19 protein-coding genes and 1 pseudogene are annotated in these 26822 nt (G+C 56.3%); 8 read left to right on the top strand and 12 right to left on the bottom strand.

Annotated features, from left to right (window positions below; translation table 11 throughout):
* Window positions 1–3: 3 nt before the first annotated feature.
* The 6 genes from MKZ35_RS18130 to MKZ35_RS18105 form a co-directional block, all read right to left on the bottom strand.
* A complete protein-coding gene (locus tag MKZ35_RS18130; protein ID WP_482514590.1) occupies window positions 4–2034 on the bottom strand; it encodes a hypothetical protein in 2031 nt (676 codons plus the stop codon).
* Window positions 1929–3473, bottom strand: coding sequence for a hypothetical protein (locus MKZ35_RS18125; protein ID WP_482514589.1), 1545 nt, complete (start codon window positions 3471–3473; stop codon window positions 1929–1931). The genes MKZ35_RS18130 and MKZ35_RS18125 overlap by 106 nt, the downstream gene beginning before the upstream one ends.
* 346 nt (window positions 3474–3819) lie before the next feature.
* Window positions 3820–5268, bottom strand: coding sequence for a hypothetical protein (locus MKZ35_RS18120; protein WP_482514588.1), 1449 nt, complete (start codon window positions 5266–5268; stop codon window positions 3820–3822).
* 106 nt (window positions 5269–5374) lie between these two features.
* On the bottom strand, window positions 5375–5767 hold the full coding sequence (locus MKZ35_RS18115) for a hypothetical protein (RefSeq protein WP_482514587.1): 393 nt from the start codon (window positions 5765–5767) through the stop codon (window positions 5375–5377).
* 168 nt (window positions 5768–5935) lie between these two features.
* Window positions 5936–7276 (bottom strand): hypothetical protein, encoded by a 1341-nt coding sequence (locus tag MKZ35_RS18110; RefSeq protein ID WP_482514586.1) that lies wholly within the window; start codon window positions 7274–7276, stop codon window positions 5936–5938.
* 308 nt (window positions 7277–7584) lie between these two features.
* On the bottom strand, window positions 7585–8586 hold the full coding sequence (locus MKZ35_RS18105) for a sugar phosphate nucleotidyltransferase (protein ID WP_482514585.1): 1002 nt from the start codon (window positions 8584–8586) through the stop codon (window positions 7585–7587).
* A 151-nt stretch (window positions 8587–8737) separates the two neighbouring features.
* On the opposite strand from MKZ35_RS18105, the gene MKZ35_RS18100 reads away from it, so the two are divergent.
* Complete coding sequence (locus MKZ35_RS18100; protein WP_482514584.1) at window positions 8738–9316, top strand: LemA family protein; 579 nt, start codon at window positions 8738–8740, stop codon at window positions 9314–9316.
* Window positions 9317–9394: 78 nt separating this feature from the next.
* Window positions 9395–10684: a TPM domain-containing protein gene (locus tag MKZ35_RS18095; protein ID WP_482514583.1), complete on the top strand. Its 1290-nt coding sequence runs from the start codon at window positions 9395–9397 to the stop codon at window positions 10682–10684.
* Between the two features lie 183 nt (window positions 10685–10867).
* Here MKZ35_RS18095 and MKZ35_RS18090 read toward each other — a convergent pair whose 3' ends face one another.
* On the bottom strand, window positions 10868–11467 hold the full coding sequence (locus tag MKZ35_RS18090; RefSeq protein WP_482514582.1) for a hypothetical protein: 600 nt from the start codon (window positions 11465–11467) through the stop codon (window positions 10868–10870).
* A 510-nt stretch (window positions 11468–11977) separates the two neighbouring features.
* Between MKZ35_RS18090 and polA the strand changes: the two genes are divergently transcribed.
* Entirely contained in the window at window positions 11978–14830 is a 2853-nt protein-coding gene (gene polA, locus MKZ35_RS18085) for a DNA polymerase I (protein ID WP_482514581.1), read from the top strand.
* 241 nt (window positions 14831–15071) lie between these two features.
* The gene (locus MKZ35_RS18080) at window positions 15072–16097 is read left to right on the top strand and encodes a YpdA family putative bacillithiol disulfide reductase (RefSeq protein WP_482514580.1); all 1026 of its coding nucleotides are present in this window, start codon (window positions 15072–15074) and stop codon (window positions 16095–16097) included.
* Between the two features lie 76 nt (window positions 16098–16173).
* Here MKZ35_RS18080 and MKZ35_RS18075 read toward each other — a convergent pair whose 3' ends face one another.
* The 3 genes from MKZ35_RS18075 to MKZ35_RS18065 form a co-directional block, all read right to left on the bottom strand.
* Entirely contained in the window at window positions 16174–17613 is a 1440-nt protein-coding gene (locus MKZ35_RS18075) for an SGNH/GDSL hydrolase family protein (protein WP_482514579.1), read from the bottom strand.
* A 23-nt stretch (window positions 17614–17636) separates the two neighbouring features.
* A complete protein-coding gene (locus tag MKZ35_RS18070; protein ID WP_482514578.1) occupies window positions 17637–18890 on the bottom strand; it encodes an OmpP1/FadL family transporter in 1254 nt (417 codons plus the stop codon).
* Between the two features lie 156 nt (window positions 18891–19046).
* Window positions 19047–19853 carry a cyanophycinase gene (locus MKZ35_RS18065; protein WP_482514577.1) on the bottom strand — a complete coding sequence of 269 codons (807 nt, stop codon included), beginning with the start codon at window positions 19851–19853 and terminating at the stop codon, window positions 19047–19049.
* A 229-nt stretch (window positions 19854–20082) separates the two neighbouring features.
* Here MKZ35_RS18065 and MKZ35_RS18060 point away from each other — a divergent pair, with 229 nt between their 5' ends.
* From MKZ35_RS18060 to MKZ35_RS18050, 3 genes are all read left to right on the top strand, one after another.
* Window positions 20083–20910 (top strand): ion transporter, encoded by an 828-nt coding sequence (locus tag MKZ35_RS18060; protein ID WP_482514576.1) that lies wholly within the window; start codon window positions 20083–20085, stop codon window positions 20908–20910.
* A 116-nt stretch (window positions 20911–21026) separates the two neighbouring features.
* Window positions 21027–22409 (top strand): magnesium transporter, encoded by a 1383-nt coding sequence (mgtE, locus tag MKZ35_RS18055; RefSeq protein ID WP_482514575.1) that lies wholly within the window; start codon window positions 21027–21029, stop codon window positions 22407–22409.
* Between the two features lie 66 nt (window positions 22410–22475).
* Window positions 22476–23387, top strand: coding sequence for a magnesium transporter CorA family protein (locus tag MKZ35_RS18050; RefSeq protein WP_482514574.1), 912 nt, complete (start codon window positions 22476–22478; stop codon window positions 23385–23387).
* 77 nt (window positions 23388–23464) lie between these two features.
* Here the strand turns inward: MKZ35_RS18050 and MKZ35_RS18045 are convergent.
* A pseudogene (locus MKZ35_RS18045) lies at window positions 23465–23740 on the bottom strand (alternative ribosome rescue aminoacyl-tRNA hydrolase ArfB); the annotation flags it as partial.
* Window positions 23741–23909: 169 nt separating this feature from the next.
* A complete protein-coding gene (locus tag MKZ35_RS18040; RefSeq protein WP_482514573.1) occupies window positions 23910–24092 on the bottom strand; it encodes a hypothetical protein in 183 nt (60 codons plus the stop codon).
* A 579-nt stretch (window positions 24093–24671) separates the two neighbouring features.
* On the opposite strand from MKZ35_RS18040, the gene MKZ35_RS18035 reads away from it, so the two are divergent.
* Window positions 24672–26729, top strand: a complete 2058-nt coding sequence (locus tag MKZ35_RS18035; protein WP_482514572.1) for a M13 family metallopeptidase — start codon at window positions 24672–24674, stop codon at window positions 26727–26729.
* The last annotated feature ends 93 nt before the right edge of the window (window positions 26730–26822 follow it).

Here is a 26822-nt window from a genome sequence, read left to right as displayed (position 1 = left end):
GGCTTACCCATTCGAAATCAACTCCCGGCTCAGGTTATACAGTGCCTGCTTCATCGGGTAGAAAAACAGCGTTTCCGGCAACGTTTCGCCCTGGCCGAGGTTGCGGCCAATCTGGTGCAGACCCAGGTTCAGGCTGTCCTCAATTTCACGGAGCAGGAAGTCTTTCACCTTCTGCCGGTCCACGTCTACGCCTACTTCGCGCATTAGGGGAGCCACATCATCGTTGTCGAGCACGATTTCGAGGAAGCGGCGTGTATTGTCGATTACCGATTGCTTCAATTCGGCGTCGACTTGAGGAATCTTCAGGCGGGCCGTGTCAATGTCGGCACCTTCAACAGCGCCGTTGAGCTTCACCGTGCGAATCTTATCGAAGTCGGCGGCGCTGGTGGCGCTTTCCTCGAATAGAACACCGCCGTTGGTGGTTGCCTCTTTGGGATTATCCGCCAGAATAACACGGAAGTTCTGCGGCGGCTCCTGACCGGTAGCCGCTAAGAATACAGCCTTTGTGATTTTCTCAATTGCTGCCAGGCTGCTGCCCCCGCTGAGCAGGCGCAGATACAAGCTACCCTTGCCCGAGAAGCACAAGTAACGAGGCGTTTTTAGACCCAAATGCTGCACCAGCTGCGCTACGTGGTAAATAATGGCCGTGTAGTGCAGGTAGAACAACACCCGCAGCTGACGCCCTTTGCCTAAGCCCAGACTCTGCGTAAAGCGCAACGCCTCATTGTAGGTGAAGAGCAAGCTCGTCACGTCGGCCGAACCGAAATCGGGGTTTTGCAGAGCCGCCCGCAGGTAGCCTTTGTACTCCTGATTTTGCTCCGAATCGGGCAGGCTTTCCACGTACTGCACGCCGAGGCGGAGCAGGCCGTTTTGCTTGGGTGCGCCCTGTACGCGGGCATAGCCGTCGCCCCACAGGTCGTCGCCGGCAAAGCGGAACGATGAGCTAAAGGAAGGCTTTTGCTCCGCGAAAATCAGCAAGTCAGTTGTGCCGCCACCGATGTCGATGTTGATGACATTCTCGTCGCGGTTGGGCACCACCTGGTTTGTGGCCGTGAGGTAGTAGTACGGCGCCACCGACTCCGAAATGCATTGGGTGGGCCGGCGGGCGCGGAATACTTCCTGAAATGCCTCGTCCCATACCTGCTGAAACTGATTGCGCAGGAACATATCGAAGCTCAGGGGGGCAAACCACACCACGCGGGTATCTTCCAGAATACCGCCGTACTGAGCTGCCTTGTGCTTCATTAGCAGCAAAATCTCCTTGAAGAACGCCGCAATTCGATTCACACCCTGCGGGTCCAGCTCCGCCGACCATTTCAGGTTAGTCACGAATCGGTTCTGGGGCGGCTGGCTGGTTTCGGTGTTAATACTAAAGCCGATGTTGATGTTGCTCAGCACTTTGCTGGGCTCGTTGGCGTAGGAATTGGTTTCGCAAACCGCCGTCCGAATTGGAAACTCATATACCGACTGCTGCTCACCCACGATGCTGGGCACAAACTCCCGGTTCTGAATCAGCGGAATATCAAACAGCTGGCCGGGGCCCTTCATATAGCGCTGGAAGGCCGAATAGCCCGTATCGGGCAGTGGCGCGTTCAGCAATTCCACCTGCAAGTCGCCCTCACCAATAGTGAATGGCTTGGGATGAGCGGAAGGGCCATCAGCGTAGGCTACGTGCGTGTTGCTGGTACCAAAGTCCACGGCAAACGTGAAGCGGCGCGTGCCACGGTCCAGCTCGCGCCAGCGCGGTACAATAAGGCCCCGGGCCGGCTCCGCACCCAGCGTAGCGGGCGGGCAGGTTAGCTCGGCGAGGTCGAAGTGAGTACCGGTGATTTCGTAGTAGGTACTGCCGGCCGTGGCTACGCTTTTCTGGGTTCGCTCAAACTTGGTGGCGCGGCGGGCGGCGCCTTGGTCGGTCAGCCGCTCACCACCTACAAAGAACGTAAGCTCATAGCGACGCTGGAGCATCGTGGGGCTGTTGTCGGCATCCACGAGCATGACTTTGTAGAAGTCGTTGTACTCAGGCTGCGCGCGCATCTTGTAGAACGGAAACACGCCCAGACCGATATTGGCCCGCACGATGCGGCCCTTCTCCGGAATTTCGCGGCCCTGCGCGTCCTTGGGGTTTTGCGGATTCTGGTAGTAGCTGCGTTCAAACGTGATAAAACGCCCCCCTGCACCGGTACCCGCACATTCACCCGCACATGGTTCAGGTCGATGGTAAAGGTGACCAGCTCGGCCAGATCGTGCTCGGTGAAGTACTCGAAGAAGCTCTGCTTTAGCGGCAGCAAGTACGGAAACCGCGCCCGGCCCTGGGTGTCAGCGCCGTATTGGAACGTGACCTTGCCCGTGTGGAAGCGCTGGGTATTTAGCTCATAAGGCAGCTCAACCAGCGCATCTTCCAGGAAGTCGCCTACCGTGAGGTAAGGATATTTGAAGCCTTTACCGGGCAACACTCGATTTTCCAGCGTCAGCTCGTCGGCGTAGGGTACGGGCGTACGGTCGTCCCAGGGCTGACCGTTGAGGTAATTTGCCCCCTGCATGGTCAGGTTGGGGCGCAATACCAAAGGGCGAAGGCGGCCAGTGTTGGTCTCGCGGGTAGGCTGAATAAACAGGTCGCTGCTCATCACCGCCGACTGGTCGGCGCGGCCGGGCAGCGGCACGTGCTTCACGCTGACCAGGTTGCCCTGGAAGTCGGTGATGGCGGGGTACTTCGCGGCAAATCGTTGGGCCGTGTGCTCGCCCTGCATCTGCATCTGGTTGATGCGGCTACGGTCGAGGCCAGCGAATACGCTGCCCGCAAACTCGCGGCGCTGCAGTTGCGGATACGCCAGAAACAGCTCGTACACGAACTCGCGGAAAGCCGGTGAGCGGTCTTCCAGCAGCACAATCTGATTATCGAAATAATGCCCCCTGGCCTGGGCGCGCTCCAGGTCCAGCGGTGCTACCGTCGGGGCTGTAAAGAGCAGAGTGAGCGGCGAAGTGCCCCCCAGCAAGCGCGGTCCGCCCGGCAGGTCCGGCGACTCATAGAATACGAGGTACATATCCGTGAAGTCGCGAAAACGGTCATCCTGCAGGAACAGGCGCAGGGTTTCACCCAACAAGCGTGTTCCCTCATCCGACTGCATTTTGCGCAGCTCTGCCTCCGCATTCCAGCGGCGCAACGTGATTTTGCGGCCGGCCTGGGTGTAAAGGTTGTAGTTGTACAACACCTCAAACAGGTCCCAGTAGTGCGACACCAGCTCGTGATAAACGGAGCCCGGATTGCGCTGCCCCTCGCGGGCCAGGAAATCGAAGGCCGTTTCAAACAAGTGCATCCGCGCAAACGGCGTCGGGATGGACACGGCCACGTTTTTGGCCCGCCCGCCCGTGGGGTCGGTTACGGTGTCAATTTCGGTGCTGGTGATGGGGGCCGTTTTCTGCCAGCCTTGCACCTGCTGGGAGCCGTTATTATGTAAGCGAAGGACTTTGGGCATTCCTTTATATCTTATTGAGTAGAATCGATTTACTGGTAATCGGTAATCCAACTCCCCTCCTCAGATGATGTTGCGCATCAAGTAAGGAGGGGATGCTTTGGCGCAGCCAAAGCGGGGGGTTGAGAGCGTTGTTTAATTGAACGTCATGCAGAGCACAGCGAAGCATCTCGCGTGTTTAGCAGGATTACTAACCTCACATCAGCACGCGAGATGCTTCCTTTTGTCAGCATGACGTTCTTTGGTATCGTTCTCTCAAACAACATCAGCAACGACCTCAACCACCCCAGCCGTGCCTTCGGCACGGCGTCCCCTCCTCATCTGAGGAGGGGAGCTTGTCGTTCTTACTTTACACCACCTTCACCTTCTCTTCAAACGCCTTATCCGTCACGCGGTCAAACAGGGCCAGCAGCTTCTTGAAGTTGTCGGGCTCCTGGATGGACTTGGCGGCGTCGTTGAGGCTGTTGAGGAAGTAGTTCTGACTGAGGCCTTTGTTGAAGAAGTCGTTCCACTTTTTCTCCACGGGCTTGCCGGCAATCATGGCGTTGAAGTCGTCGGTGGTGAGGTCGAAGGGGCGGAAAGCGCGGCGGTTCTGGGCCAGTTCTTTCAGCCACTCATCCACGCCGAATTCGGGGCTGTGGAGAAAGTTGTTCAGCTCCTTGAAGATGGGCTCATTGCGCATGGCATAGTCCAGATTCAGGTTGTCGTGGTAGGGGGCTTTATCCGTGGGCAGGTGCTGCTTGTGGTAGCGCGTGAAGTACAGAAACTGCGTCAGATGCTTGGCAATCAGCTCCCGCGACTCGTCGGGCAGGTGGCTGAAGTTCAGTTCCTGGGTATCTACGCCCAGGCCGTACTCGTGGAAATGCGGACCGCCATTGCGCAGCTCCGCATCCGGGTACTGCATAAAATCCACGATGCTCAGGGCAGCCAGTAGCTCAATAAGGTGGGCTTTGTTGCGCTGGGCCGTGCCGCCGGGCTGGTTTTCGTAGGGCGTATCGGGCGTGTCGGCTAAGTAATACAAAGCGTCGAGGCCTTGCAGGTTGTGCTCGTAGTAGCTAAGCGCCGCTTTGGTTTTGGTCAGGAAGCTGTTAGAGTCAATGACGGAGTTGTCCTCCGACTGCAAAGCAAAGTAGGGCATCACCGTCACGGCACCAGTGAGAGCGTCGCGTAGGTAACGGGCGTTGCTCAGACGGGTGTTTTGGTCCTTGAGATTTTTGAGCAACAGTGGGAAGCCCGCCGCACCGGTACCACCGAAGATGCTGGAGATGAAGAACACCCGGTCGCCGGCCTGAAAGTTGTCGGCGAAAAACCGGATTTCCGGCGAGTCGACCACTTTATTAAGTACTACGCTGCCCACATTAGGCGAGCCACGGAAACCGATGGTCAGGGGGCTTTCCAGGTTATCTTGGGTGAACAGCAGCTCCACCAAGCCTTTGGAATCGATGGAAAGCTGGTCGTAGCTCAGGTACTGGCGGAAGCTCTGGTTGATGCCACCGAAGTCGAACACGAACGTGTCTTTTACGCCGCCGTTGGTATCAGCCGAAATGCTGCTGAGGGTGCTGATGTTAGTTTGAAAAAACCCATCCTCACGCTGGCCCAGGCGGTTGTAGATCTGCTGGTAGCTTTTCAGCATATCCACCGTCCGGTTCATGTCGCCGTTGTGGGCGTCGGGGTCGATGATAATAGGTACTACCCGGTCGCAGTTGGGCAGCTGTACGCCGGCGGCCAGCAGCATGGTGAGGGAGCGAATAACGCGGGAGCCCGTGCCACCAATACCGAATAAAAAGAGTTTAGCCATATGGGAGAGGTGAGATGATGAGAAATGACAAGTGAGACTCTGTTCTGGTTATGCATTGCGGTCGACCAATGTCTTACCTCTCACTTCTCACATTCTCATGTCTAAATTAAAAAGGAGTCGTGCTGGCGTTGGTGGAGCCTTTACGAAGGATAACGGAGAAGAGAAAGAACCACAGTAGGCCATATACCGCGTTTAGCGTAGCCAACCAATACACATAAGAGTGTTCGGCTACTTGCTGGCTATTGCACTGCACAATAGCGATGATGAAGGCGATGATTGCATTGGAAATAAGGAAAATTGCCCAATGGCGGCCCTTGTTGAAGGTGGCCACGCCCATAGCCCGGTTAATCAAGTAATAGAAAACCAGTACTAACCCCAGTGAAATTGCTATGGTCAGCAAGCCCACGTTGGGAAAAATCACCTCACGGTAGACGGGCGTTTCGGAGGGCGGCTGCGGGGAACCGATGAGTTCGTAGAGAAAGCGGAAAAATGATTTCATAGCGGAAATGTACAAATAACTTTGAGTTGGGATTCGCTGAACGCTAAAGATTCAACAGAATTGTGTGAACGATGCAATTAAGGGCGTTCAACCAGTCGCCAAGTTATCTCTTGGGGTTACTTGGCCGGCTCGAGAGTGAGCGGAATTTGGAACACGGGCGGCCGCTGCTCATTTCCCAGCGCCGTAGCCACTCCATCGACGAGGCTGGCGAAGGCGAAGGTTTTGGGACCCGCTTGGTTGATGTTGCTGTCGTTTTGGGTGGTCCATTGGCTTACCCAGACCGGGCGGGCGTCGTTGAGCACAACCTGGAGGAAGACGCGCGGCGCGGGCCATTTTGGTCAGGCGCACTTTCACGAAGTGAGTGTATTGGTTTTCGGGGCCGCTGCTGGCGCGGGTCTGGTCGGTGGCCGCAGCCACGTTGATGATCTTCGCGTCCGTATCCTGACCGACAAGCTGGAGGTTTTGCTTTAAGTAGCCTAAGTCGCGGTAGAGGGCTGGCATGGTGCTTAAATTGAGACCGAGCACGAACTCCACCGGATTTTGGGCCGAGGCTTCCTGTACGGCTACCGTGTAATAAGTGGCACCAGCTTCGCGCTTGCTGGCGGTTTTTTCGCCGTAGTACCAGCTGCCTTTGTTTTGATATTTGTTTAGCAAGGAAGACGCCGGGCGCGGATACTTCACGCCGTAATGCACCTGCTGGGCCGACTGCTTCGCCAGCAATGCCGCATCGAAGCGCCGCACGGCATCCTGGGGGCCAATTACCCAGAAATAATACGGAATATCGGTGTCGCAGCAGTTGGGCACCTTTCGGGCGCCAGTGAGGATAGCCGGATAGAAGGTGCCCTGAAAATCGGAGGTGAAGCCGTAGACTGATACAGCCATATCGGGACGGCGGGTGCGGCTGATGGCGTCGGTAATGTCGGTTTTAATGTAGGGAATGGCGCCGGTGTTCTTCGGCGAATAAATAAAGTCCGAAATCAGGACGTTGACCGTGTTCGGCGCGTAGTAGTTGCTGACCAGCGTATCGAGCACCGTGGGGATGTCGGTGCTGCTGGCGGGCTCCTTGATGCCGCCGCGCACCGTGCTGGAGAGCTGCTGGTACGAGTCGCGGTAGGGTTTCTCCTTGATACGGTAATACACCTTGCGACTGGCGGCCGGGCTATTATTCAGCTCCGACAAAAACTGCGCGACCTGCTGTTGAAATCGGGTATTGCTGGCGTCGGCGCCGGGCTTGGGCATGAAGCCTTCCATCGAGCCGGAGACTTCCAGAAACACATTCACCTGGGCGAGCGGTGCGGCAGAGGCAGCATCCGTTTCGGTCACCACGTTGGGCGCCCCTATGTCGGGCGCGACTTTGGCGTTGTCGCGGGGCATCTTGGTCAGGTCATTCTCGACCCGCTGCTCCGACACGGCGTCGCCTTCGGTCTTTACATCTTCGCGGGAGTAGCAGCCGGCTAGTAGCAGTAATACGGCTGCCAGCGCAGGTTGGAAACGGAATCTGGGGGGCAAATTCATAGAAGCAAAATAGAAGCAAACGGCCAGGGGCACAACCTGCGTACTGCCAGCCGGGCCGGTGGGTTGTGGAGGAACGTTAAGAGAAGCATAAAATTTTTGTGCCAGTTCGGGGCGAGCGGCTTTGTCGATATTATCGAAAGTTTTCTAATTGGACGGTCATGCAGAGCAAAGCGAAGCATCTCGCTCGCGCCATTAGATTACTAACCTTATAGCAGAACGCGAGATGCTTCGCTTTGCTTTGCGTGACGCTTTTCCCGAATAGCTCTAAACCAAGCTGGGGGGCAAATTTGCCCCCCAGACTATTAGCTGTAATTGATTTCAGTATTGTCGCCGATGTTGAGGCTATGATTCAGGCCACTGAACGAGGCATCGCTGCCCACAATGCAGTCTTGCATGACGGCGGAGCGCAGCTCGCTGTAAGAGCCAATGATGGAGTCGCTTAGAATAGCGTTGCGCACGATGGTATGGTCGCCGATGGCCACGTTGGGGCCGATGATGGAGTGCCGGATCTGGCAGTCGCGGCCGATGCTGACGGGCGGGATGATGATAGTATCAGGAAACTCGGGGTACTCGCGGGGCTCCAGAAACTCGGGGCGGTTGAGTAGCTTGGCATTGGCTTCGAGCAGGCTTTCCTTGCGGCCACAGTCAAACCAATTATCGACCGGCGTGGTAGTCATTTCCTCGCCCTCGTTGATGAGCAGCATGAGCGCGTCGGTGAGCTGATATTCATTGTGGGTGCGCTGCTCATCGGAGATGATGCGCTCCAACGCTACAGCCAGACGTTCAGGATTGGCAATTTTATAGAGCCCAACCAGCGCATGATTCGACTTCGGGATGCGCGGCTTTTCGACCACTTTGGTCACCTGGCCGGTAGCATCCGTCTCCACCAGCCCAAACATGGAGGGCGTTTTCACTTCCTTCACGGCCAGCACCGTACCGGGTGTGTCGAGCAGTTGACTTAAATCAACGTCCACGATAGTATCGCCAAGCAGAATGAGCATGCCATCGGTTTCGTGGCGAAAATGGTCGCGAGCCACCCAAAGGGCGTGGCCAATGCCCTCGCGGGGCTCCTGCACCACAAACTCGGTGCGCAGGTGCGGGTACTGACGACGCACATAGCTCTCGATTTTCTCGCCCAGATACCCGATTACGAAGACAAAATCTTCGACGCCGGCGGCTACCAGCCTATCGATAATGTGGCCCAGAATAGTATTGCCCGCGACCGGCACCAACGATTTGGGCTGGGTGTGGGTGTGGGGTCGTAAGCGAGAACCAATGCCAGCGACGGGAATAACAGCTTTCATAAACGACAAACGTGGCGTAAGACCGCAAAATAGTAATTCGTGCGGCAGTAACTCTAAAGACAACCGCTAAGTCGGGTTTCCGTACTTTGCACAGCGCAGTTTTACTCTTTGCTGCGTAACTACAACCATCTTTCCTCTCTCCCTTACTCCTATGAAACGTCTTTTTCTCTACTTGTTTGGTTTGATGGTGCTGCTCACGCAGTCGTCGTGCGGCTACAATGGCATGGTAAGCCGCGATGAAGCGGTAAAAGCCCAGTGGGGCAACGTGCAGAACGCCTACCAGCGCCGCGCCGACCTGATTCCAAACTTGGTAAACACTGTAAAAGGTGCCGCTAACTTCGAGCAGTCTACGCTCACCGGCGTTATTGAGGCCCGCGCCAAGGCAACTAGTGTGCAGCTTAATGCCGATCAGCTCACCCCCGAAAACATTCAGAAATTCCAGGCCGCACAAAGCCAGCTGAGTGCTGGTTTGGGCCGTCTGCTGGCTGTATCAGAAAACTACCCGGAGCTGAAGGCCAATGCTAACTTTCAGGAATTGCAGGCCCAGATTGAAGGCACCGAAAACCGCATCAACGTAGAGCGTAACAAGTTCAACAACATGACCAACGACTACAACGGCTTTATTCGCCAGTTCCCCAACAACCTGTTTGCCGGCGTGTTCGGCTTCTCGGCCAAAGGCTACTTTGAGGCCGATGCAGCTTCGCAAAAGGCTCCAACAGTGCAGTTTTAAGTTTTGGTCGCTGGTTTCTGGTTTGGGCGAAAAATCCTGAAGCCGGAAACCAGCGACTAAAAACCAATCGTCAGAAACATGAAGAACCCCTTAACCCCGGAGCAGGAAGCCGCCTTGGTTGCGGCCATCCAACAGGCTGAAATCAAGACTTCAGGCGAAATTCGGGTACACTTGGAAGACACCTGCCCCACACCCGAACCCCTGGACCGGGCCGCGCAGGTATTTGCCGAGTTGAATATGCACCGCACCGCGCAACGCAACGGGGTTCTTTTTTATCTGGCCTGGGAAGCGCGCCGCTTCGCCGTTATTGGCGACTCCGGCATCAACGCGGCCGTACCCGACGATTTCTGGGAAACGACCAAGGAAACAGTGCTCAAGCACTTTCGGACCAACGACTATGTGACCGGCCTGGAAAAAGGCGTGCGCATGGTGGGCGAGCAACTCCAGCACTTTTTCCCTACGATGCGGCCACCGACCGCAACGAGCTCGACGACTCTATCTCATTTGGCAAACCGACGCCCCCGCGCGCATGAGGCACCCCTTCCCTTCTGCCTTCTGGCGAATCTTTGTTCCTTGCTTGCTGCTGTGGCTGGCCGTGGCCGGAATTTACCCCCCAGCCCTTGCCCAGGATTTGCCCCCCGGCCCAGCCCGCCCCGGCTGGTAAACGACCTGGCCGGCATGCTGCGCCCCGATGAGGTCGCAGCGCTGGAAAATAAGCTCGTCGCCTACAACGACTCTACTTCCTCCCAGATTGCCGTCGTAATCGTTCCTACCCTGGGCGACAACGAGCTGGCCGACTACGCCCAGCAGCTCTACGAAGCTTGGGGTATTGGGCAGAAAGGCAACAACAACGGCATCCTGATTCTGGTAGCCGAAAAAGAGCGCAAAGCCCGCATTCAGACCGGCTACGGTCTGGAAGGCGCCGTGCCGGATGCGTTGGCGAAGCGCATTATCTCAAATACCGTGGTGCCCGCTTTCCAGCAGGAGCAGTATTACGAAGGCCTCAACCGGGCTACGGATCAGCTTATTGCGCTGGCCAAAGGCGAGTATAAGGCCGACCCAGCTACCAACCAACGCCAGCGTAGCAATGACGACAGCGGCTCCGGCTGGACCTTCTGGCTGGTAATCGGCGTGCTGGTGCTCTTTTTACTGATGCGCAACCGTGGCGGCGGCTCCGGCGGCCGCCGTAGTCGTGGCTTCGGTGGCATGGGTATTCCACCTATCATTTTTGGTGACTTCAGCGGCGGACGCGGCGTATTTGGCGGCGGGGGTGGTTTTGGTGGCGGCTTCGGCGGCGGAGGTGGCGGTGGTTTTGGCGGCTTCGGCGGCGGCAGTTCCGGCGGCGGCGGCGCGAGCGGTAGCTGGTAAAGACTCAGCCCCTAACCCGTTCAACGGGACCTCAGCCCCTAGCCCCCTCTCCACAGGGAGAGGAGGAACTAGCTTTTAGTTTTTCTAACTCTCTTTTCTAGTATCTGACTTTTTAGAACCAGTTCCCCCTCTCCCTGTGGGGAGGGGTTAGGGGTGAGGTCAATCGTTGCGAGGCATAGATAATCAACCCACCACTTGCTGATACACCGACAGTTCATAAAACGGCCGTAACAGTTGAATGACATCCAAAGCATCGGCTACGGCTTCGTGCGCCACGGTATCGTCCTCGAACCGTGCGCGGGCCTTACAAATGCTCATGGTTGGCAGGCGAGAATCTTTCTTCCAGTTCAGGTAAAACGCGGCGGGGTCCAGCATAGCAGGCTCAGCACGCACTAGGGTACCATAGCCCGGCAACTCTCGCAGAAAACCCAGGTCAAAAGAGGCGATGTTCTTACCGGCCATGGTCAGCGTGACGCAGCTGTGCTTGTCGCTTTTAAAGCCTTGAGCCAGCAAAAACTCGCGCAACTGAGGGAGCAGCTCCTCTGGGGGGCAAATTTCCGGATTAGGCTCTTTTCGTGCTAATTCTTCCAGCAGGCGCGCATTCAAAGCCAGCGCACCGGCCGTTCCTACATACTCGGGGTGGCGTACCGCCCGCCGGAAAACAGGCAACTCGCTCAGCGGCTTTAGGCGTTTGGTGTCTTCTACCACAGCAGCCAATTCCAGAATCTGGTGGCGCTGGGGCTTGCTACCGGAGGTTTCAAGGTCAAGGGAGATATAGCGCATGTCAGGCTGTACGCACAGCGGTGGTGGACGTTGGCAACGTAATGCCCTTAATGGTCACTCATTACGCCCGCCTTGATAGCGCCCGGCAAGCGGTTTTTGGCGGGCGGTGCTCGTTTCCATAGCAAAAGGAGCAGTCAATGAATCGCGCTCAAAACGGGCCTCCACCCGAGCAGAATGATCGATGAGGAAGAAGGACAGGCCTTTAAATTTTTCTGGCACTTTGCTGGCAGCGGCGATTCGGCAGGGTTACGATATTCGGCGTTCAACTCTTGTTGGGAAGCGGCTACCTCTTTGGCGTGCTCTGCCGTCGGCAGAACGGTAGCAGCTGCCCTAATTTGAGCAGGAGCGCTAAGAGCACATAAAACCAAGAAAAGTGGGAAAAGGAAAGTGAGTTTCATGCTCCAAAACACACCGCCTTTAGCTTACGAAGAGTATTATTGATTGAACACGGCAGAGCCTAGTGCGTTTACTCCATGTGCTTGCCCACCTACTGCTTGTATCTTCGCCTCTATGACCGAGACTACCGCCCCCGAAACACCCAAAAAACTCTTCCTCCTCGACGCTTTCGCCCTTATCTACCGCGCCCACTTTGCCTTTAGCAAGAACCCGCGCATCAACTCCAAGGGGATGAATACGGGCGCCGTGCTAGGCTTCACCAACACGCTGGTGGAGGTGTTGCAGAAGGAAAAGCCCACCCACCTCGGCGTGGCCTTTGATGCCCAGAAAAGGACCTTTCGTCACGAGAGTTTTGCCGAGTACAAGGCTCAGCGCCAAGCTATGCCCGAAGATATCGGTACGGCCATTCCTTACATCAAGCGGGTTATTGATGCCTTCAATATCCCGATTTTGATGGTGGATGGCTTCGAGGCCGACGACGTGATTGGCACCCTCGCCCAGCGCGCCGAAGCCCAGGGCTTTGAGGTGTTTATGATGACGCCCGACAAAGACTACTGCCAGCTCGTCACCGAGAAGATAAAGATTTACCGGCCGGCTTTTATGGGCAACGCGGCCGAGGTACTGGACTTGTCCCATGTACTCCAGCGCTTCGAGATTGAGCGCGTGGAGCAGGTCACGGACATATTGGGCTTGCAGGGCGATGCTTCCGACAATATTCCCGGTATTCCCGGCATCGGTGAAAAGACGGCTAAGACGCTGATCCAGAAATACGGCTCCGTGGAGCAGCTCATTGCCCACGTAGACGAGCTGAAGGGCAAGCAGCAGGAAAATGTGCGCAACTTCGCCGAGCAGGGCCTGATGAGCAAGGAGCTGGCCACCATTCATGTGAACGTACCCATTCCGTTTGAGCCTGACGCCCTGAAAATGGGTCCTCCCAACGAGGAGCAGCTACGAGCCTTGTTCGATGATCTGGAGTTCCGGCAGCTCGCGGCGCGGGTGCTAAGCGGCGGTGCTGCTGCCAGCTCTACACCGTCGCCGCGGGCACGGCGGGCGGCCGCTGGGGGGCAAATTGCTTTGTTTGGCGCGCCTGCCACAACGACCACAGCGGAGGATGACGAGGATGAGGAAAATTTGCCCCCCACTACCAAGCGAACCTTGGCTGATGTGCCACATCAGTACCACCTGATGGACACGCCCGCTTTGCGCAAGTCTTTGCTGGCGTTCCTGATGCAGCAGAAGGAGGTCAGCTTCGATACCGAAACCACTGGTCTGGACACGATGACTTCGCGGCTGGTGGGGTTGTCGTTCTGCTACCTGCCCGGCGAGGCTTACTACGTGCCGGTTCCCCACGATGATACCGCTGCGGCTCAGGCCCTTGTGGATGAGTTTCGCCCTTTCCTGGAGAGCGAGACCATTGGCAAGATCGGCCAGAACATCAAGTACGACCTCACTATTCTCAAGCACTACAACGTGCGCGTGCGCGGGCCGCTGTTTGATACCATGCTGGCCCACTACCTGCTGGAGCCCGACATGCGCCACAACATGGATATCCTGGCCGAAACATACCTGTACTACACGCCGGTTTCCATTCTGGAGCTTATCGGGCCTAAAGGCAAAAACCAGAAAACCATGGCCGATTTGCCCCCCAGCCAGGTCAGCGACTATGCCTGCGAGGATGCCGATGTAACCTTGCAGCTCAAGCATTTTTTTGAGCCCAAGCTGGAAAAAGTCGGCTTGCTGAAGCTGCTGAATGAAGTTGAGAATCCGCTGGTGCCCGTGCTGGCCGACGTGGAGTTCGAAGGCGTAAAAATCGACAGTTCGGCCATGGGCGAGTACTCGGCTGAGCTGCAAGGCTACGTTACGGAGCTGGAAAAGCAGATTTTTCAGGCCGCCGGACAGGAGTTCAACATCGGCTCGCCCAAGCAATTGGGGGAAGTCTTATTTGATAAAATGCAGCTGGGCGGCGGCAAAATCAAGAAAACCAAAACCGGCCAATATGCTACCGGCGAGGAGATTCTGAGCGTACTGGCCATTGATAATCCGGTGGCCGCGCTCATTCTGGAGTATCGCCAGCTCACCAAGCTGCGCTCGACGTATGTGGAGGCGTTGCCCCAGTTGGTGTGCGAGTTGGATGGCCGCGTGCACACTTCCTTCAATCAAGCCGTAACGGCCACCGGCCGCCTGAGCAGCACCAATCCTAACCTCCAGAACATCCCCATTCGCACGGAGAAAGGCCGCGAAATCCGCAAAGCCTTCGTGCCCCGCGACGCCGACCACCTGCTTCTCGCGGCCGACTACTCGCAGATTGAGCTGCGCATCATGGCCGACTTCAGCAAGGACGCGACTATGATTGAAGCCTTCCGGCAAGGCATTGATATTCACAGCAGTACGGCCAGCAAAGTGTTCGACGTGCCGCTTTCAGCCGTGGATGGCGAGATGCGCCGCAAGGCTAAAACCGTGAACTTCGGCATCATCTACGGCATTTCGGCCTTTGGCCTGGCTCAGCGCCTGAGCATTTCGCGCAAAGAAGCCCAGGAAATTATCGAGGCTTATTTCGAGGAGTTTGGGGCCGTGAAGCGCTTCATGGATGAGAGCATCAACAAGGCCCGCGAGCTGGAGTACGCCGAAACGCTGCTCGGCCGCCGCCGCTACCTGCGCGACATCAACTCGCGCAACGCGACCCTGCGCGGCTTTACTGAGCGCAACGCCATCAATGCGCCCATTCAGGGCACTGCCGCCGACATCATCAAGATTGCCATGATCCGCATCCACGACTGGCTGGAGCAGGAAAAGCTGGGCACCAAGATGATCCTGCAGGTCCACGACGAATTGGTGTTCGACGCGCCCAAAGAAGAAGTTGAGTACATCACGCCCCGCATCAAGGAGCTGATGATAAACGCCTTACCCCTGAGTGTACCGATGGAAGTAGAAGTGGGCACAGGCAGCAACTGGCTACAGGCGCATTAGCAGATTGTGGAGTAAGAAATTACCACTGAAGACAAATTGATCTGCTTACAAGAACGTCATGCTGACGGCAGGAAGCATCTCGCGTGTTTAGCTGGGTGGGTTACTACTCTGGCATCAGCACGCGAGATGCTTCCTGCCGTCAGCATGACGTTCTTATTCTCAGTTGTTTATTCCAGCATAAACTAATCTTCATTCTCCGCTCGCCAAACCAATTTTCATTTCTCAGGGTTTAACGAGGGCTATGCTAGATTCTTCTTCCAATTCCTCCTTCGACGTTGTTGTTATCGGCGCTGGGCCGGTGGGGCTGGCTTGCGCTATTGAGGTGCAGCGCCGCGGGCTTCGCGTGTGCGTTATTGATAAAGGGGCATTGGTCAATTCTATTGTGGGCTACCCGACTAACATGGAGTTTTTCTCCACGCCCGAGCTGCTCGAAATCGGTGGCTACCCTTTTCCGACCAGTGGCTACAAGCCCCTGCGCGAAGATGCGCTGGATTATTACCGTCGTGTAGCCTTCGCCGAAAAGCTGCCATTGCGCCTGTACGAGCGCGTACTAAGTCTGGAAGGCGACGCCGGTGCATACGAGCTACGCACAAACCTGGGCCGCATTCAGATACGTTCCGTGATTGTGGCGACGGGTTTCTTCGATGTGCCCAACAAGCTGAACATACCCGGCGAAGAGTTGCCCCACGTAAGTCACTACTACAAAGAGCCGTATGCACATGTCGGGCAGCCGGTAATTGTAGTAGGAGCTAAAAACTCGTCGGCCAAAGCGGCTTTGCAGCTAGCCCGCGCGGGCGCCGAGGTAACGCTGGTGGTGCGCGGACCTGCGCTGGCTGAATCAGTGAAGTACTGGATTCGACCTGATCTGGTGAATCGGATTGCGGAAGGCCGCATCAAGGCACTGTTTAATACTACTATCGAGGCCATCCGGCCCGGCCAGATAGATGTGGTAACGGAAAATGCTCCCCAGACGCTCCCCGCCAGCTTCGTTTACGCCCTCATCGGCTACCGCCCCGACTACAGCCTGCTCGCCGCCCTGGGCATCGATACCCAACCCGACGCGGCGCGCACTCCCTGGCACGACCCCGAGACGTTTGAAACCAACCGACCCGGCGTGTATCTGGCGGGTACCGTGTGTGGGGGGCTAAATACCAGTCGGTGGTTTATCGAAAATGGCCGGTACCATGCGGCAGTTATTGCTGCGCATCTGGCGGGTCAGGCGGCGCCTGCCTTGCCCCCGGTACTACAGCCCGTACAACTGTCGTAGTATCAGCCAGCTGCTACCCATAAAAAAGCCCTTCTCCTGTGCAGGAGAAGGGCTTTTTTATTAGTTGCAAAACAGGCTATGGGAATTTAACGCCCCGATAATCGTTCGCATTCAGCGTGGGCACGGATGCTCCATATTGCTGATTGATAACCCGTATCATCTCGTTGGCCACAATAGCGTAACCACGAGGCGTAAGATGCACGCCATCCAGTGAGAACAGATTACCCGAGATAAACGCCGTAGTATTATTTACGCCGTTGGTAATGATGCCGTTGGTAGCCACGCGAGCAAAAAAGCCATTCACGTCAAATACCGCTAAGCCTTTCGCATTGGCTTTAGCTGTTAATGCATTGTTGAAGGCGGTAGTAGCCGTGCGTACCAAGGCCTGCTCTACATCGTCAAGCACGAAGACGCTGGGGATAGGGTTACCAGCGCTGGTACCAAACGTCTGGAGCGTATCGATGCCATAAGCAGTCAAGAATTGCGGAAAACCAGCCGCCGGGCTACCACTCTGACCGTATACAAAACGCCATGCCCGGCCCGTACGCTGATTAAGCAGCCCAAGGAAAGGCGAAGAAGTCAGCGTAAATAACTGGCGGCCAACACCGCTAGCGTCGCGGATGTCAGCAGTAGCAATCTGCTTACGGTTAGCAGAAGTAGCGCCACCTGGATTTGCTCCGGTTTGAATCACCAAGCCAGGTACACCATTGGTTAGCAGCGTAGCCTTGAATGATGGACCTACCGTCGTGAAGAAAGGAATGTTGGTAACGTCTGGAATGGTAGCAACTAGTCCTTTTGCATTACCTGCTGTGAGCGCATCGATGAGCAGGTTGTTGTTGGCCGTAAAGGTATTTACAGCTGTAAGCGAATTGGTTGCCGAAGTACTTGCGCCACCAGATGTCGCATAACCCAGCACATCATTGTTACCCATCCAAGCTGTAAAGAAAGTAGGGTTAGATGCCGTGACACGGGCCAGATAGGTCTGAGTAGCTTGGGCATCAGGCGTGATGCGCTCGAACAGCGGATTGCCCTGTGTGCTGCCGTAACCAGGCGTCAGTATATCCGACATGCGGATACCGGGTACACCTAGGTTATTTATTGGGTCTGTGAACTTAGTGTAAAGCGGCCGAGCGGCCGTAGCGCCGGCCCGCAGCGCTAATTCCGTATTCACAGGTGCCGTGATGGGGCTGCCCGTGGCCGTAAAGCCAGTCAGACGCAGATAGCCGGTGCCATTGCGCTGAGCCTCAGTAAACAAAGGCTGCACAAACTCGCCGCCGCCTACGCTACGGAACTGTTGCGCCAGCAGGTTAGGATAGGAGTTTAGTTGGCCTTCCAGGTATAAGCCGCCATCTGCCTGACCAGCAGTCAGAGAGTTGCCTACAGCTATGTAGCGCGAGAAGTCGGCGGTACCACTGCTAGGTTTGATGTCTTCTTCCAGATCAGGCTGACAGCCAGTGAGGGCCAGCCCAAGCAGCGCCAGGAACGGCGCGGATTTAGTAAACAGTTTAGAAATCATATCGATACAAGCAAGGCAAAGAGTTAGAAGGAGTAGTTCAGGCCAATACCTGGAATGACGATGTTGGTTTTGTAGGTACCAGCCACCCGGTCCTGCGTGCCATTGGCTACCAGCTGGCTTTGCGTCTGGCTGCGCTTGGCAATGCTTACAAACTGAGTGGAGAAATCTATCCCCAACTTACCGATGGCGTAAGAAGCACCAATGGTGCCGCTAACGCGGTTGGCGTCAGGCGTTTCGGGCGTTACGTAGCCATCGCGCACGGGCGACTCATCGTAAGCACCGCCGGCGCGGACGGTCAGGCCATCCGTCACCTTATATTGCCCCCCAAGGCGGAAAGTGAGGGCATCTTCGTAATTGCGCTTCGATACGCTGGTGTTAGAACCGTTGATAGGATCAGCAAATGTGAACTCCAGGGTTTTGTACTCGCTCCACTCAGCGTAGTTCACGTCGAGGCCGATGGTGAGCTTGTCGGTAGGCATAATGCCGATGCCGATGCTGGTAGTAGCAATCAGGGGCAGCGTAGCGCTGAATTTGGTATTAGGAAAACGAGCAGCAAATGCCGAGTTAGGATCAATACCAGTGAAGGTTACGTCGCCGTCTTTCACCTCGGCATCAATCTTTGAGCGGTAGTTCAAGCCCAGGCTAAACTTCTCGGATGGCTTGAAGAGGATACCCGCGTTAAAGCCGACTTTGCGCTCCGCTTCGCCGTCCAGCTCAATATGGCCAAAGGAATCAGGCAAAGGCACGTCGCGCTGCAGGTTTACGGCACCATAGGCCAATACTGTCAGGCCCGCGCCCACACTAATTTGATCGGTAATAGCGTAGCTTACCGTGGGCTGCACATAAATAGATACCAGCTCAATCTCAGTAAGAGCCGTGCGGCCTTCCCAGCCGTCGGCGTACTTCAGCGTGCTGCCGAAAGGCGTATACACCGCAATACCCGCCCGAAACTTGCCTTCCGCTGGCCCGAAGCTCGCGTACAGGTTGAAGGGCGTAACCACTGAATTTCGCAGCTCACGCTGGGTGTTTCCTCCTTCGGCCACAAAAGCAGACCGAGCAAACGTAGCATTAACTCCTACTTGTACGCCCCGCTCGCGCACCATTGCCAGCGCACCCGGATTGTAAAACATGGCAGCCTGGTCGAGCGATAAGCCGACACCGACGCCGCCCATGCCGTTGTTTTTCTGCCCGGCCAGTGTTACCTGATAGCCACCCGCCGAGGCTGCAGTACCCGTAAGTAGCGCACCACTCACTAGGAGTAGAGATTTTAACTTCATAAAAAAGAGGAATGAGTGAGAATTTGCGGTTTATGGGACTAAATGTAAGTAGAAAAATCAATCAAATTAGTAGGCGTGCCGAGTAGTTCATAGCGACCGATAAACTTTTGACAATTTGCTACTAACCATTCACTGGGGGCAAATTTGCAATAACCGCTACTGATTGCCTACTACTTGCCGGCTGTGCAAATTCAGACGCTGCCCACTTACCAGCACATGCACGCGCAGGTCTTGCCCGGCAATAGGCTCGCCCCGGCCTATGCGGCCCAGGTTGCTGTCGTGCAGGTGCTGCCCATCCACCACCATTACTACGCCGTCGCCGAACACTTCGGCTTCCTGGCCGCCGCGCACGATTATCCCGGTCTCCTGCCCCAGCCCCAAACCGAGGCGCGTAGGATGCTGCACCACGGCGTGCGCCAGCCGTCCAAAACGCCCTCGCTCCGCAAAGTGCTGATCCAGATATACTTCGCCCAGCAAGCCCAAGCCAGTGGCCGTGCGCAGCCCTCCTTTAGTGAGCGAGCGGGCGCCATGGCCTTCCACAATCATACAATCGGGCAGCACGGCCGCGCCGGCACTGGTGCCCGCCACAATGAAGGCCGCATCGTGGCGGTAACGGTCGGCCAGCACGGCCAGGGCGCGGGTATTTTGCCAAAACTCCGTAATGCGCTCCTGGTCGCCGCCGGTAAAAAACACCAGGGAGGCCCGCTCCAGGTGCTTCAGATTTGCTTCAGTATCAGCGGGGTGGCGCTCATCTACCCGCAAATGGTGCACTGAGCGGCAACCCAGGTCGTGCAGGCTATCCTGGTAGCCCCTACTGCTGCGGCCGGGGTTGCTGGAGGCCGTCGTCACAATCTCGACCGGGGCGGTAGGCGCGGGCAGCATATCGGTGAGCATGGCCAGCATGGCCTCGTCGTCGCCGCCACCCAGGGCTACCAGCGTTCCAAGAGGTGATTTTCTGGGCATAAGAAAGCAGTAATGAGGAGTAGTTACTCAATAAATACGGGATGGGCGCCGCCGGATTTTATTCTTTATTATCGCCTACAAAGCTGGGGGGCTTTTTTGCCGTTCAAGCGCTACGGGTTTCCACCATCAGCCAAGTAATGGCAAAAGGTTTTTTTGTCCTCACGCATACGTCAACTTGGCTTAGATGAGGGCGTATGGAGGAACAGTTTTCTACGTTTCTACTCTGCCTATGTCTTCCGCGCCTACTCCCTCCCCCGAAAAGAAGCAGCTCCGGCAGGAGCGCACCGAGCTTTTGCAGCAATTCACCGACTGGCTGGAAACGCCCATGCTGGTGCTGGGCTTCGTGTGGCTGGCTCTGCTGGGCGTCGAGCTGATCTGGGGCCTGTCGCCGGGCCTGGAGCTATTAGGCACCACGATCTGGGTAATCTTCATTCTCGATTTTCTCCTCAAATTTATCCTGGCGCCCCAGAAATGGCCTTTTCTGAAAAGTAACGTCATCACCCTCATTTCTTTGCTGGTACCGGCCTTGCGACTGTTTCGGCTGGCGCGGGTGGTGCGCGTGTTTCGGGCCACGCGGGCCGTGCGCGGGCTCCGACTGGTGAAAGTAGTCGGCTCGCTGAACCGGGGAATGCGAGCCTTGTCGGGTAGCTTCGGCCGCCGTGGTGCCGGGTACGTGGCCGCGCTTACGGGTGTCGTTTTGTTTCTGGGCGCGGCCGGTATGTATGCCTTCGAGAATAATGTGGAGGGCGGCCTGCGCACTTACGCCGACGCGCTGTGGTGGACGGCCATGCTGCTTACCAGCCTGGGCAGCGAGTATTGGCCCCAAACCCTGGAAGGGCGGACTTTGTGCTTTTTGCTCGCCTTATATGGCTTCGCGGTGTTTGGCTACTTCACGGCCACCCTGGCCTCGTTTTTTATGGGCCGCGATGCTGAAAGCCCCGAAGCCGAGCTGGCCGGTGCGGCTCAGCTGGCGGCCCTGCATACCGAGTTGCGCCAGCTCCGCCAGGAGCTGCGCGCCGCTCAGTTTCCCGCCCCTCCCGACCCGCCGCAGAATTAGCCTAACGCTGGCGATGGGGCCGTTTTTTTAGGTTAATTTTGGGGCCAATTCTCACTAACTCATCCTTGCCTAGCGAACCGGAGGTCGGCGCAGCCAAGCACTCCTCTTAGTCGTTCATGAATCAGCACCCAACCACCGACCAGATTACGTCCCTGATTCAGGAGGGCGAGTTTTTTAAATTAAAGGAACTGCTCAAAAAGTTTGAGCCCGCCGAAGTGGTGGAGCTGATTGAGGATGAGGAGGAACGTGAACAGCTGATTATTTTCCGCCTGCTGCCTTTGCAGCTGGCTACGCAGGTATTTGAGTACCTGGAAATAGACGTGCAGCGGCACTTTCTGGCCAACCTGAGCCAGGACAAAATCTCGGATATCCTGAACGAGATGTCGCCGGACGACCGCACGGCCCTGCTGGAGTTTCTGCCCGACGACTTTGTTAAGGAGCTGATTCAGACCCTTTCGGAACCCGAGCGCAAGGTGACGCTGGAGCTGCTGGGCTACCCCGAGTACAGCGTGGGCCGCCTGATGACGCCCGACTACATTGCCATTCGTGAGAGCTGGACGGTGCAGCAGGTGCTCGACTACATTCGGCGCCACGGGGGGCAGTCGGAAACGATAAGCTTGCTGTACGTCACCGACGGCCGCGGCGTGCTCATCGACGACATCAGTATTCGGGAGGTGTTGCTGGCCGACCCCGGTAAGCGCGTGAGCGAGCTGATGGACCGTCGCTTCGTGCACCTCCAAACCATGCAGGACCAGGAGGAAGCCATTGAGGTGTTTCGCAAAAATGACCGGGTGGCGCTGCCCGTCACTAATGATGAGGGCGTACTTTTCGGCATCGTGACCATCGACGATATTCTGGATATTCGGGAGGAAGAGGACACCGAAGACATTCAGAAACTTGGTGGCTCACAGGCCCTCGACGAGCCTTACCTGAGCATTCCGCTGATGGGCATGGTGCGCAAACGGGCCGGCTGGCTCGTAATTCTGCTTATCGGGGAGATGTTTACGGCTACGGCCATGGGCTATTTCGAGGAAGAAATAGCCAAAGCCGTGGTGCTGGCGCTTTTTATTCCGCTCATTATCAGCGCGGGCGGCAATGCCGGCTCGCAGGCTACGTCGCTTATCATCCGGGCCATGTCCTTGGGCGAGCTGAACCTGGGCGAGTGGTGGCGCGTCATGCGTCGCGAATTGGCCACTGGCTTGATGCTGGGGGGCATTTTGGGAGTGGTTGGCCTGTTGCGTATTCTGCTTTGGTCGCGCCTGTATCCGAATGAGTACGGCGAATACTATTGGCAGATTGGCTTTACCGTCGGCTTCTCGCTGGTCGGTATTGTGCTGTGGGGCTCGTTGTGCGGCTCCATGCTACCGTTGCTGCTCAAGCGCCTCGGTGCCGACCCGGCTACTTCATCGGCACCTTTTGTGGCTACGCTGGTCGATGTGACGGGGCTTGTTATTTACTTCTCGTTTGCCCTCCTGTTTTTGAGCGGCACGCTTCTCTAAGCCGTATTCAGTACTTCGCAGCCATTATAGTACCGGACGCTGGCTTCGAATTACTTTCTGCCGCCTATGACTGAACAGCTGCTTACCCAGACAGACAGCCAGTTTGACTGGCTCGATATTACAAACCCTGCTGTAAATGAGCTCCAAGCTGTGGCGGAGCAGTATGATTTGCCCGATGCACTGGTGCGCGACTGTCTGGAGCCTACCCATTTGCCGAAGTTCGAAGCCAATGAAGGCTTGAATTTCATCATGTTACGGGTATTTGTCACGCCCGAAAACAATGAGGCCGACACCATTCAGGAGCTAAGTACCAAGATTGCCATATTCTACGCCACCGATTACTTAATTACCGTACATCGGCGCTCGCACCCGGTACTAAGCCAGTTGAAAAACGTAGCCTGCGGCCCCGGCCGGGAATGTAATTCGCCGGCCGAAATAGCTATTCACATCGTGCGCTATGCCCTCAACAGCTACGTGCAGCCGGCCCTCACGCTGACCAGGGAGCTGGACAACTACGAAGCGGATATATTTCTGAAGCGGGAGGTGCCGAATACCTTGCAGGGCCTGTACTTTCTGAAACGCAAAGCCTCGGCCGCCAAACAGCTCCTGCTGCTTACCCGCGACATCCTGACTATGCTCCGTCGCCAGTCGGCCACCGACGACACCACTCTCATGCAGGACACCCAGGACTTGCAGGTGAAAGTAGAAACCCTCTACCAGCAGCTCGACGGCGCGGCCACCAACCTCATGAACCTGTATCTGTCGTTGTCGTCGCAACGCACGAATGAGGCCATGCGCGTGCTAACCGTGTTTTCGGCCTTCTTCCTGCCCCTGACTTTTATTGCCGGTATCTACGGAATGAACTTCGAGTACATGCCTGAGCTGACCTGGAAAATGGGCTATCCGGGGGCAATGGCGGCCATGGTGCTCATCTCTATCGGCATCTATTCCTGGTTTAAGCGCAAAGGTTGGATTTAAAGTGAATGAGTGAATGGGTGATTTAGTGAACTGTTCTTACGGCGCAAGTTGAACGACAAACTCACTAAATCACTGAATCACCGATCCAGTCGGCGGTTTGCCTTTTTCTCGCTGTGCTTCTTCTTGGTTTCCAGCCGTTTGCGTACGGCGCCTTTGCTGGGCTTAGTGGCTTTGCGGGCTTTGGGCTTGTGCAGAGTGCGCTTCAGCAAATCGTAGAATTTCTGGAGGGCAATTTCCTTGTTGCGAAGCTGGCTGCGGTCTTCCTGAGCTGTTATCTGCAAGAATCCTTCGCTTGTAAGCTGCTTTTCCAGCTTCTGAAGCAACACTTCCTTTTGCTCGTCGGTGATCAACTGCGAGGCAGCTACCTGCCAGCGTAGCTCTACCCGCGACTCTACCTTGTTTACATTTTGCCCCCAGGCCCACTACTGCGGCTGGTTTGAAACTGAAGTTCGGGCAAAAAATCGGCGGCGGGCGGAAGCATAGGTTCTAGTAAAAATCAAGGGTAAGCACTGCAAAATACGGTTATAGCAGGCGCCAAAGCATATAGCCGAGCAACGAGCTGCGGGCCGTCCAGGCCAGCGTACGCAGCCAGTTGGTGCGCACCAGCCCATCGATGGCAATGTAATCGAAGCCCTGAGCGAGGCGGTTGTGAAAGGGTACGGAGATGAAAAAAGTAACTGCCCAGATAAGGAGCACCAGCCCCAAGCTCCACCAACAAATGCCCCCAGGGCGCGTCCTTGCCAGGCCAGCCACACCGCCAGCCCCAGCTCAGCCACCATCGGGGCCATCACTGCCCAGCCCATGCGCGTGGAGTGGGCCCGATGAAAAGCCACAAACTTATCGGCCCCGACAAACGTGAAGCTGGGATAATGCACGAGCTGTACCGTCCAGATAAGGCCGGTGAGGTAAGCCGCCAGGGCAAAATTGAGCAGAACAAGCAGCTTCAGTGACATAATATCCCAAGGTACGCGCCGAAACAATAACCGTGACAGTCTGCACCCTGCGCAAGTCACTCATCCGAAGTTGTGGGGGGCTTTTTTCCTACCGTCATGCAGAGCGGAGCGAAACATCTCGCGTGTTTAATGGGATTAGTAATCCGACGACCGCGAGCGAGATGCTTCGCTTCGATCTGCATGACGGTTACTTTAGCAACGGCCACACCTCTGATAGTTCGCATTGAATACGTGCGTGCAACACTGTGCTAGCCTAAACCGTCGGTAGTACCATTAGTTACCCGGAACTGGTAGCTTAGCCACTGTTTTTCAGCCCAACTCTCTTTCTCCTATGACCTATTTTTTTGCTACCAGCAAATGGCTTTATGCCCTGCCGGTTGCCCTGCTGGCTCTGAACGGCTGCCAGTCGTCGGATAAAACCAGCGCCGGCCAGCCCGACCTGCTGCAGGCCAACGCCGACACCACAGTGAAGCCCGGCGACGACTTTTTCACGTACGCCAATGGCGCCTGGCTCAAGAAGCACCCCATTCCGGCCTCCGAAAGCTCGTGGGGCATTGGCAAAGAAGTGCAGAATGAGGTGTACGCCCGCCTGCGCAAGCTCAACGAAGACGCTACTAAAGCCAACGCAAAGCCCGGCAGCAACGAGCAGAAAATCGGTGACTTCTACGCCACCGGCATGGATTCGGCCGCTATTGACAAACAGGGTATTGCGCCGCTCAAACCTGAGCTGGACCGTATTGCCGCCATCCGAACGGTGCAGGAGGTACCGGCCGTTATTGCTCGTCTGAAGCCCTTGGGCGTGAATGCGCTGATTGGGGCCTACGTGGGCCAGGACAGCAAAAAAAGCGACCAGATGGCGCTGCACTTGTACCAGGCCGGCCTAGGGCTACCAAACCGCGACTACTACTTCAACAAGGACGCCCGCACCGCGAACATTCGCAAAGAATATGGCCGGCACATGGCCCGTATGTTTCAGCTAAGCGGCCAGGATTCAGTGCAGGCGCAAGCCAACAGCGCCCGCGTCATGCGCCTCGAAACCGCGCTGGCTGGCTCCTCCCGCAAGCTGGAAGCCCTGCGCGACCCCTACGCCAACTACAATAAAATGGCGGTGGCCGATTTGGGTAAGCTCACCCCTAGCCTCGACTGGAAAGCCTTGCTCACGCAAATGGAGCTAGGCAGGGTTGACACCGTGATTGTGGGTCAGCCGGAATTCTACAAACAAGCTGGTCAGCTCCTCAAAACGGCTTCGGTAGACGACTGGAAGGCTTATTTGCAGTGGCACCTGGTGCATGCATACGCGTCTAACCTCAGCCGGCCGCTCGACAACGAGCATTTCCGGTTTTATGGCACAGTGCTGCAAGGCCAGAAGGAGCAGCGGGCCCGCTGGAAGCGGGTGCTGGATGAGGAGGAAGATGCCATGGGCGAAATTCTGGGTCAGCAGTTTGTGAAGGAGTACTTCACGCCTGAAACCAAAGAGCGCTACGACAAGCTAACCGAAAACGTGGTGGTGGCCTTCCGCGAGCACATTCAGGCACTCGACTGGATGAGCGACTCGACCAAGCAAAAGGCCTTGGTAAAGCTGAGCAAAATCAGCAAGAAAGTAGGCTACCCCGACAAGTGGCGCGACTATTCTTCCCTGAAAATTGCCCGCGACTCCTACGCTCAGAATGTGATGCGCGCCAATCAGTGGGAGTATCGGTATCGGCTAAACAAGCTGGGCAAGCCCGTTGACCGCACCGAGTGGGAAATGACGCCCCAGACGTATAACGCTTACTACAATCCGTCGAACAATGAGATTGTACTGCCAGCGGCTATTTTCTCCATTCCCAGTCTTATAGACAAAAACGCCGACGACGCTATCATCTATGGCTACGCCGGAGCCAGCACCATCGGCCACGAGCTCACCCACGGTTTCGACGACGAAGGCAGCCAGTTTGACGAGAACGGCAACTTGCGCAACTGGTGGAGCAAGAAAGACCGCGCCGCTTTCCAGCAGCGCGTCAACGGCATTGTGCGCCAGTTCAACGGCTACACCGTGCTCGACTCCTTGCACATTAATGGGAAGGCAACAGCCGGCGAAAACATTGCCGATCTGGGGGGCATTGTCATTGCCCTCGACGCTTTTAAGAAAACCGAGCAGTATAAGAAAGGGGAGAAAATTGGCGGCTTCACGCCGGTGCAGCGCTACTTCCTGGGCTATGCTCTGGGTTGGCAAAACCACCAGCGCGACGAAGTGCTGGCCCAGCGCATCCTCACTGATGTGCACTCCCCCGCCAGCTACCGCGTGAACGGTCCCTTCGCCGATGTGCCAGAGTTCTACGAAGCTTTCAACGTGAAACCAGGCCAGAAACTCTATCTGCCCGACTCGGCGCGGGTGAAGATTTGGTAAAAACAGACAGTCTGCTAATCAAGTTGAGTAGGCAAAAAGCCTCAAGAACGTCATGCAGAGCAAAGCGAAGCATCTCGCGTGCTGACGCAGAAT

It is taken from the genome of Hymenobacter sp. R533113, assembly GCF_056835965.1.
This window is presented reverse-complemented; position numbering and strand designations above follow the sequence as displayed.

Excerpts from the sequence above, each read along its gene's own strand:
- polA (WP_482514581.1), top strand. The coding sequence starts at position 11,978 with ATGACCGAGACTACCGCCCCCGAAACACCCAAAAAACTCTTCCTCCTC.
- MKZ35_RS18070 (WP_482514578.1), bottom strand. The coding sequence starts at position 18,890 with ATGAAGTTAAAATCTCTACTCCTAGTGAGTGGTGCGCTACTTACGGGT.
- MKZ35_RS18050 (WP_482514574.1), top strand. The coding sequence starts at position 22,476 with ATGACTGAACAGCTGCTTACCCAGACAGACAGCCAGTTTGACTGGCTC.
- MKZ35_RS18105 (WP_482514585.1), bottom strand. The coding sequence starts at position 8,586 with ATGAAAGCTGTTATTCCCGTCGCTGGCATTGGTTCTCGCTTACGACCC.
- MKZ35_RS18075 (WP_482514579.1), bottom strand. The coding sequence starts at position 17,613 with ATGATTTCTAAACTGTTTACTAAATCCGCGCCGTTCCTGGCGCTGCTT.
- MKZ35_RS18080 (WP_482514580.1), top strand. The coding sequence starts at position 15,072 with ATGCTAGATTCTTCTTCCAATTCCTCCTTCGACGTTGTTGTTATCGGC.
- MKZ35_RS18035 (WP_482514572.1), top strand. The coding sequence starts at position 24,672 with ATGACCTATTTTTTTGCTACCAGCAAATGGCTTTATGCCCTGCCGGTT.
- mgtE (WP_482514575.1), top strand. The coding sequence starts at position 21,027 with ATGAATCAGCACCCAACCACCGACCAGATTACGTCCCTGATTCAGGAG.
- MKZ35_RS18125 (WP_482514589.1), bottom strand. The coding sequence starts at position 3,473 with ATGCCCAAAGTCCTTCGCTTACATAATAACGGCTCCCAGCAGGTGCAA.
- MKZ35_RS18130 (WP_482514590.1), bottom strand. The coding sequence starts at position 2,034 with ATGCGCGCGCAGCCTGAGTACAACGACTTCTACAAAGTCATGCTCGTG.
- MKZ35_RS18060 (WP_482514576.1), top strand. The coding sequence starts at position 20,083 with ATGTCTTCCGCGCCTACTCCCTCCCCCGAAAAGAAGCAGCTCCGGCAG.
- MKZ35_RS18090 (WP_482514582.1), bottom strand. The coding sequence starts at position 11,467 with ATGCGCTATATCTCCCTTGACCTTGAAACCTCCGGTAGCAAGCCCCAG.
- MKZ35_RS18065 (WP_482514577.1), bottom strand. The coding sequence starts at position 19,853 with ATGCCCAGAAAATCACCTCTTGGAACGCTGGTAGCCCTGGGTGGCGGC.
- MKZ35_RS18115 (WP_482514587.1), bottom strand. The coding sequence starts at position 5,767 with ATGAAATCATTTTTCCGCTTTCTCTACGAACTCATCGGTTCCCCGCAG.
- MKZ35_RS18095 (WP_482514583.1), top strand. The coding sequence starts at position 9,395 with ATGAAGAACCCCTTAACCCCGGAGCAGGAAGCCGCCTTGGTTGCGGCC.
- MKZ35_RS18120 (WP_482514588.1), bottom strand. The coding sequence starts at position 5,268 with ATGGCTAAACTCTTTTTATTCGGTATTGGTGGCACGGGCTCCCGCGTT.
- MKZ35_RS18100 (WP_482514584.1), top strand. The coding sequence starts at position 8,738 with ATGAAACGTCTTTTTCTCTACTTGTTTGGTTTGATGGTGCTGCTCACG.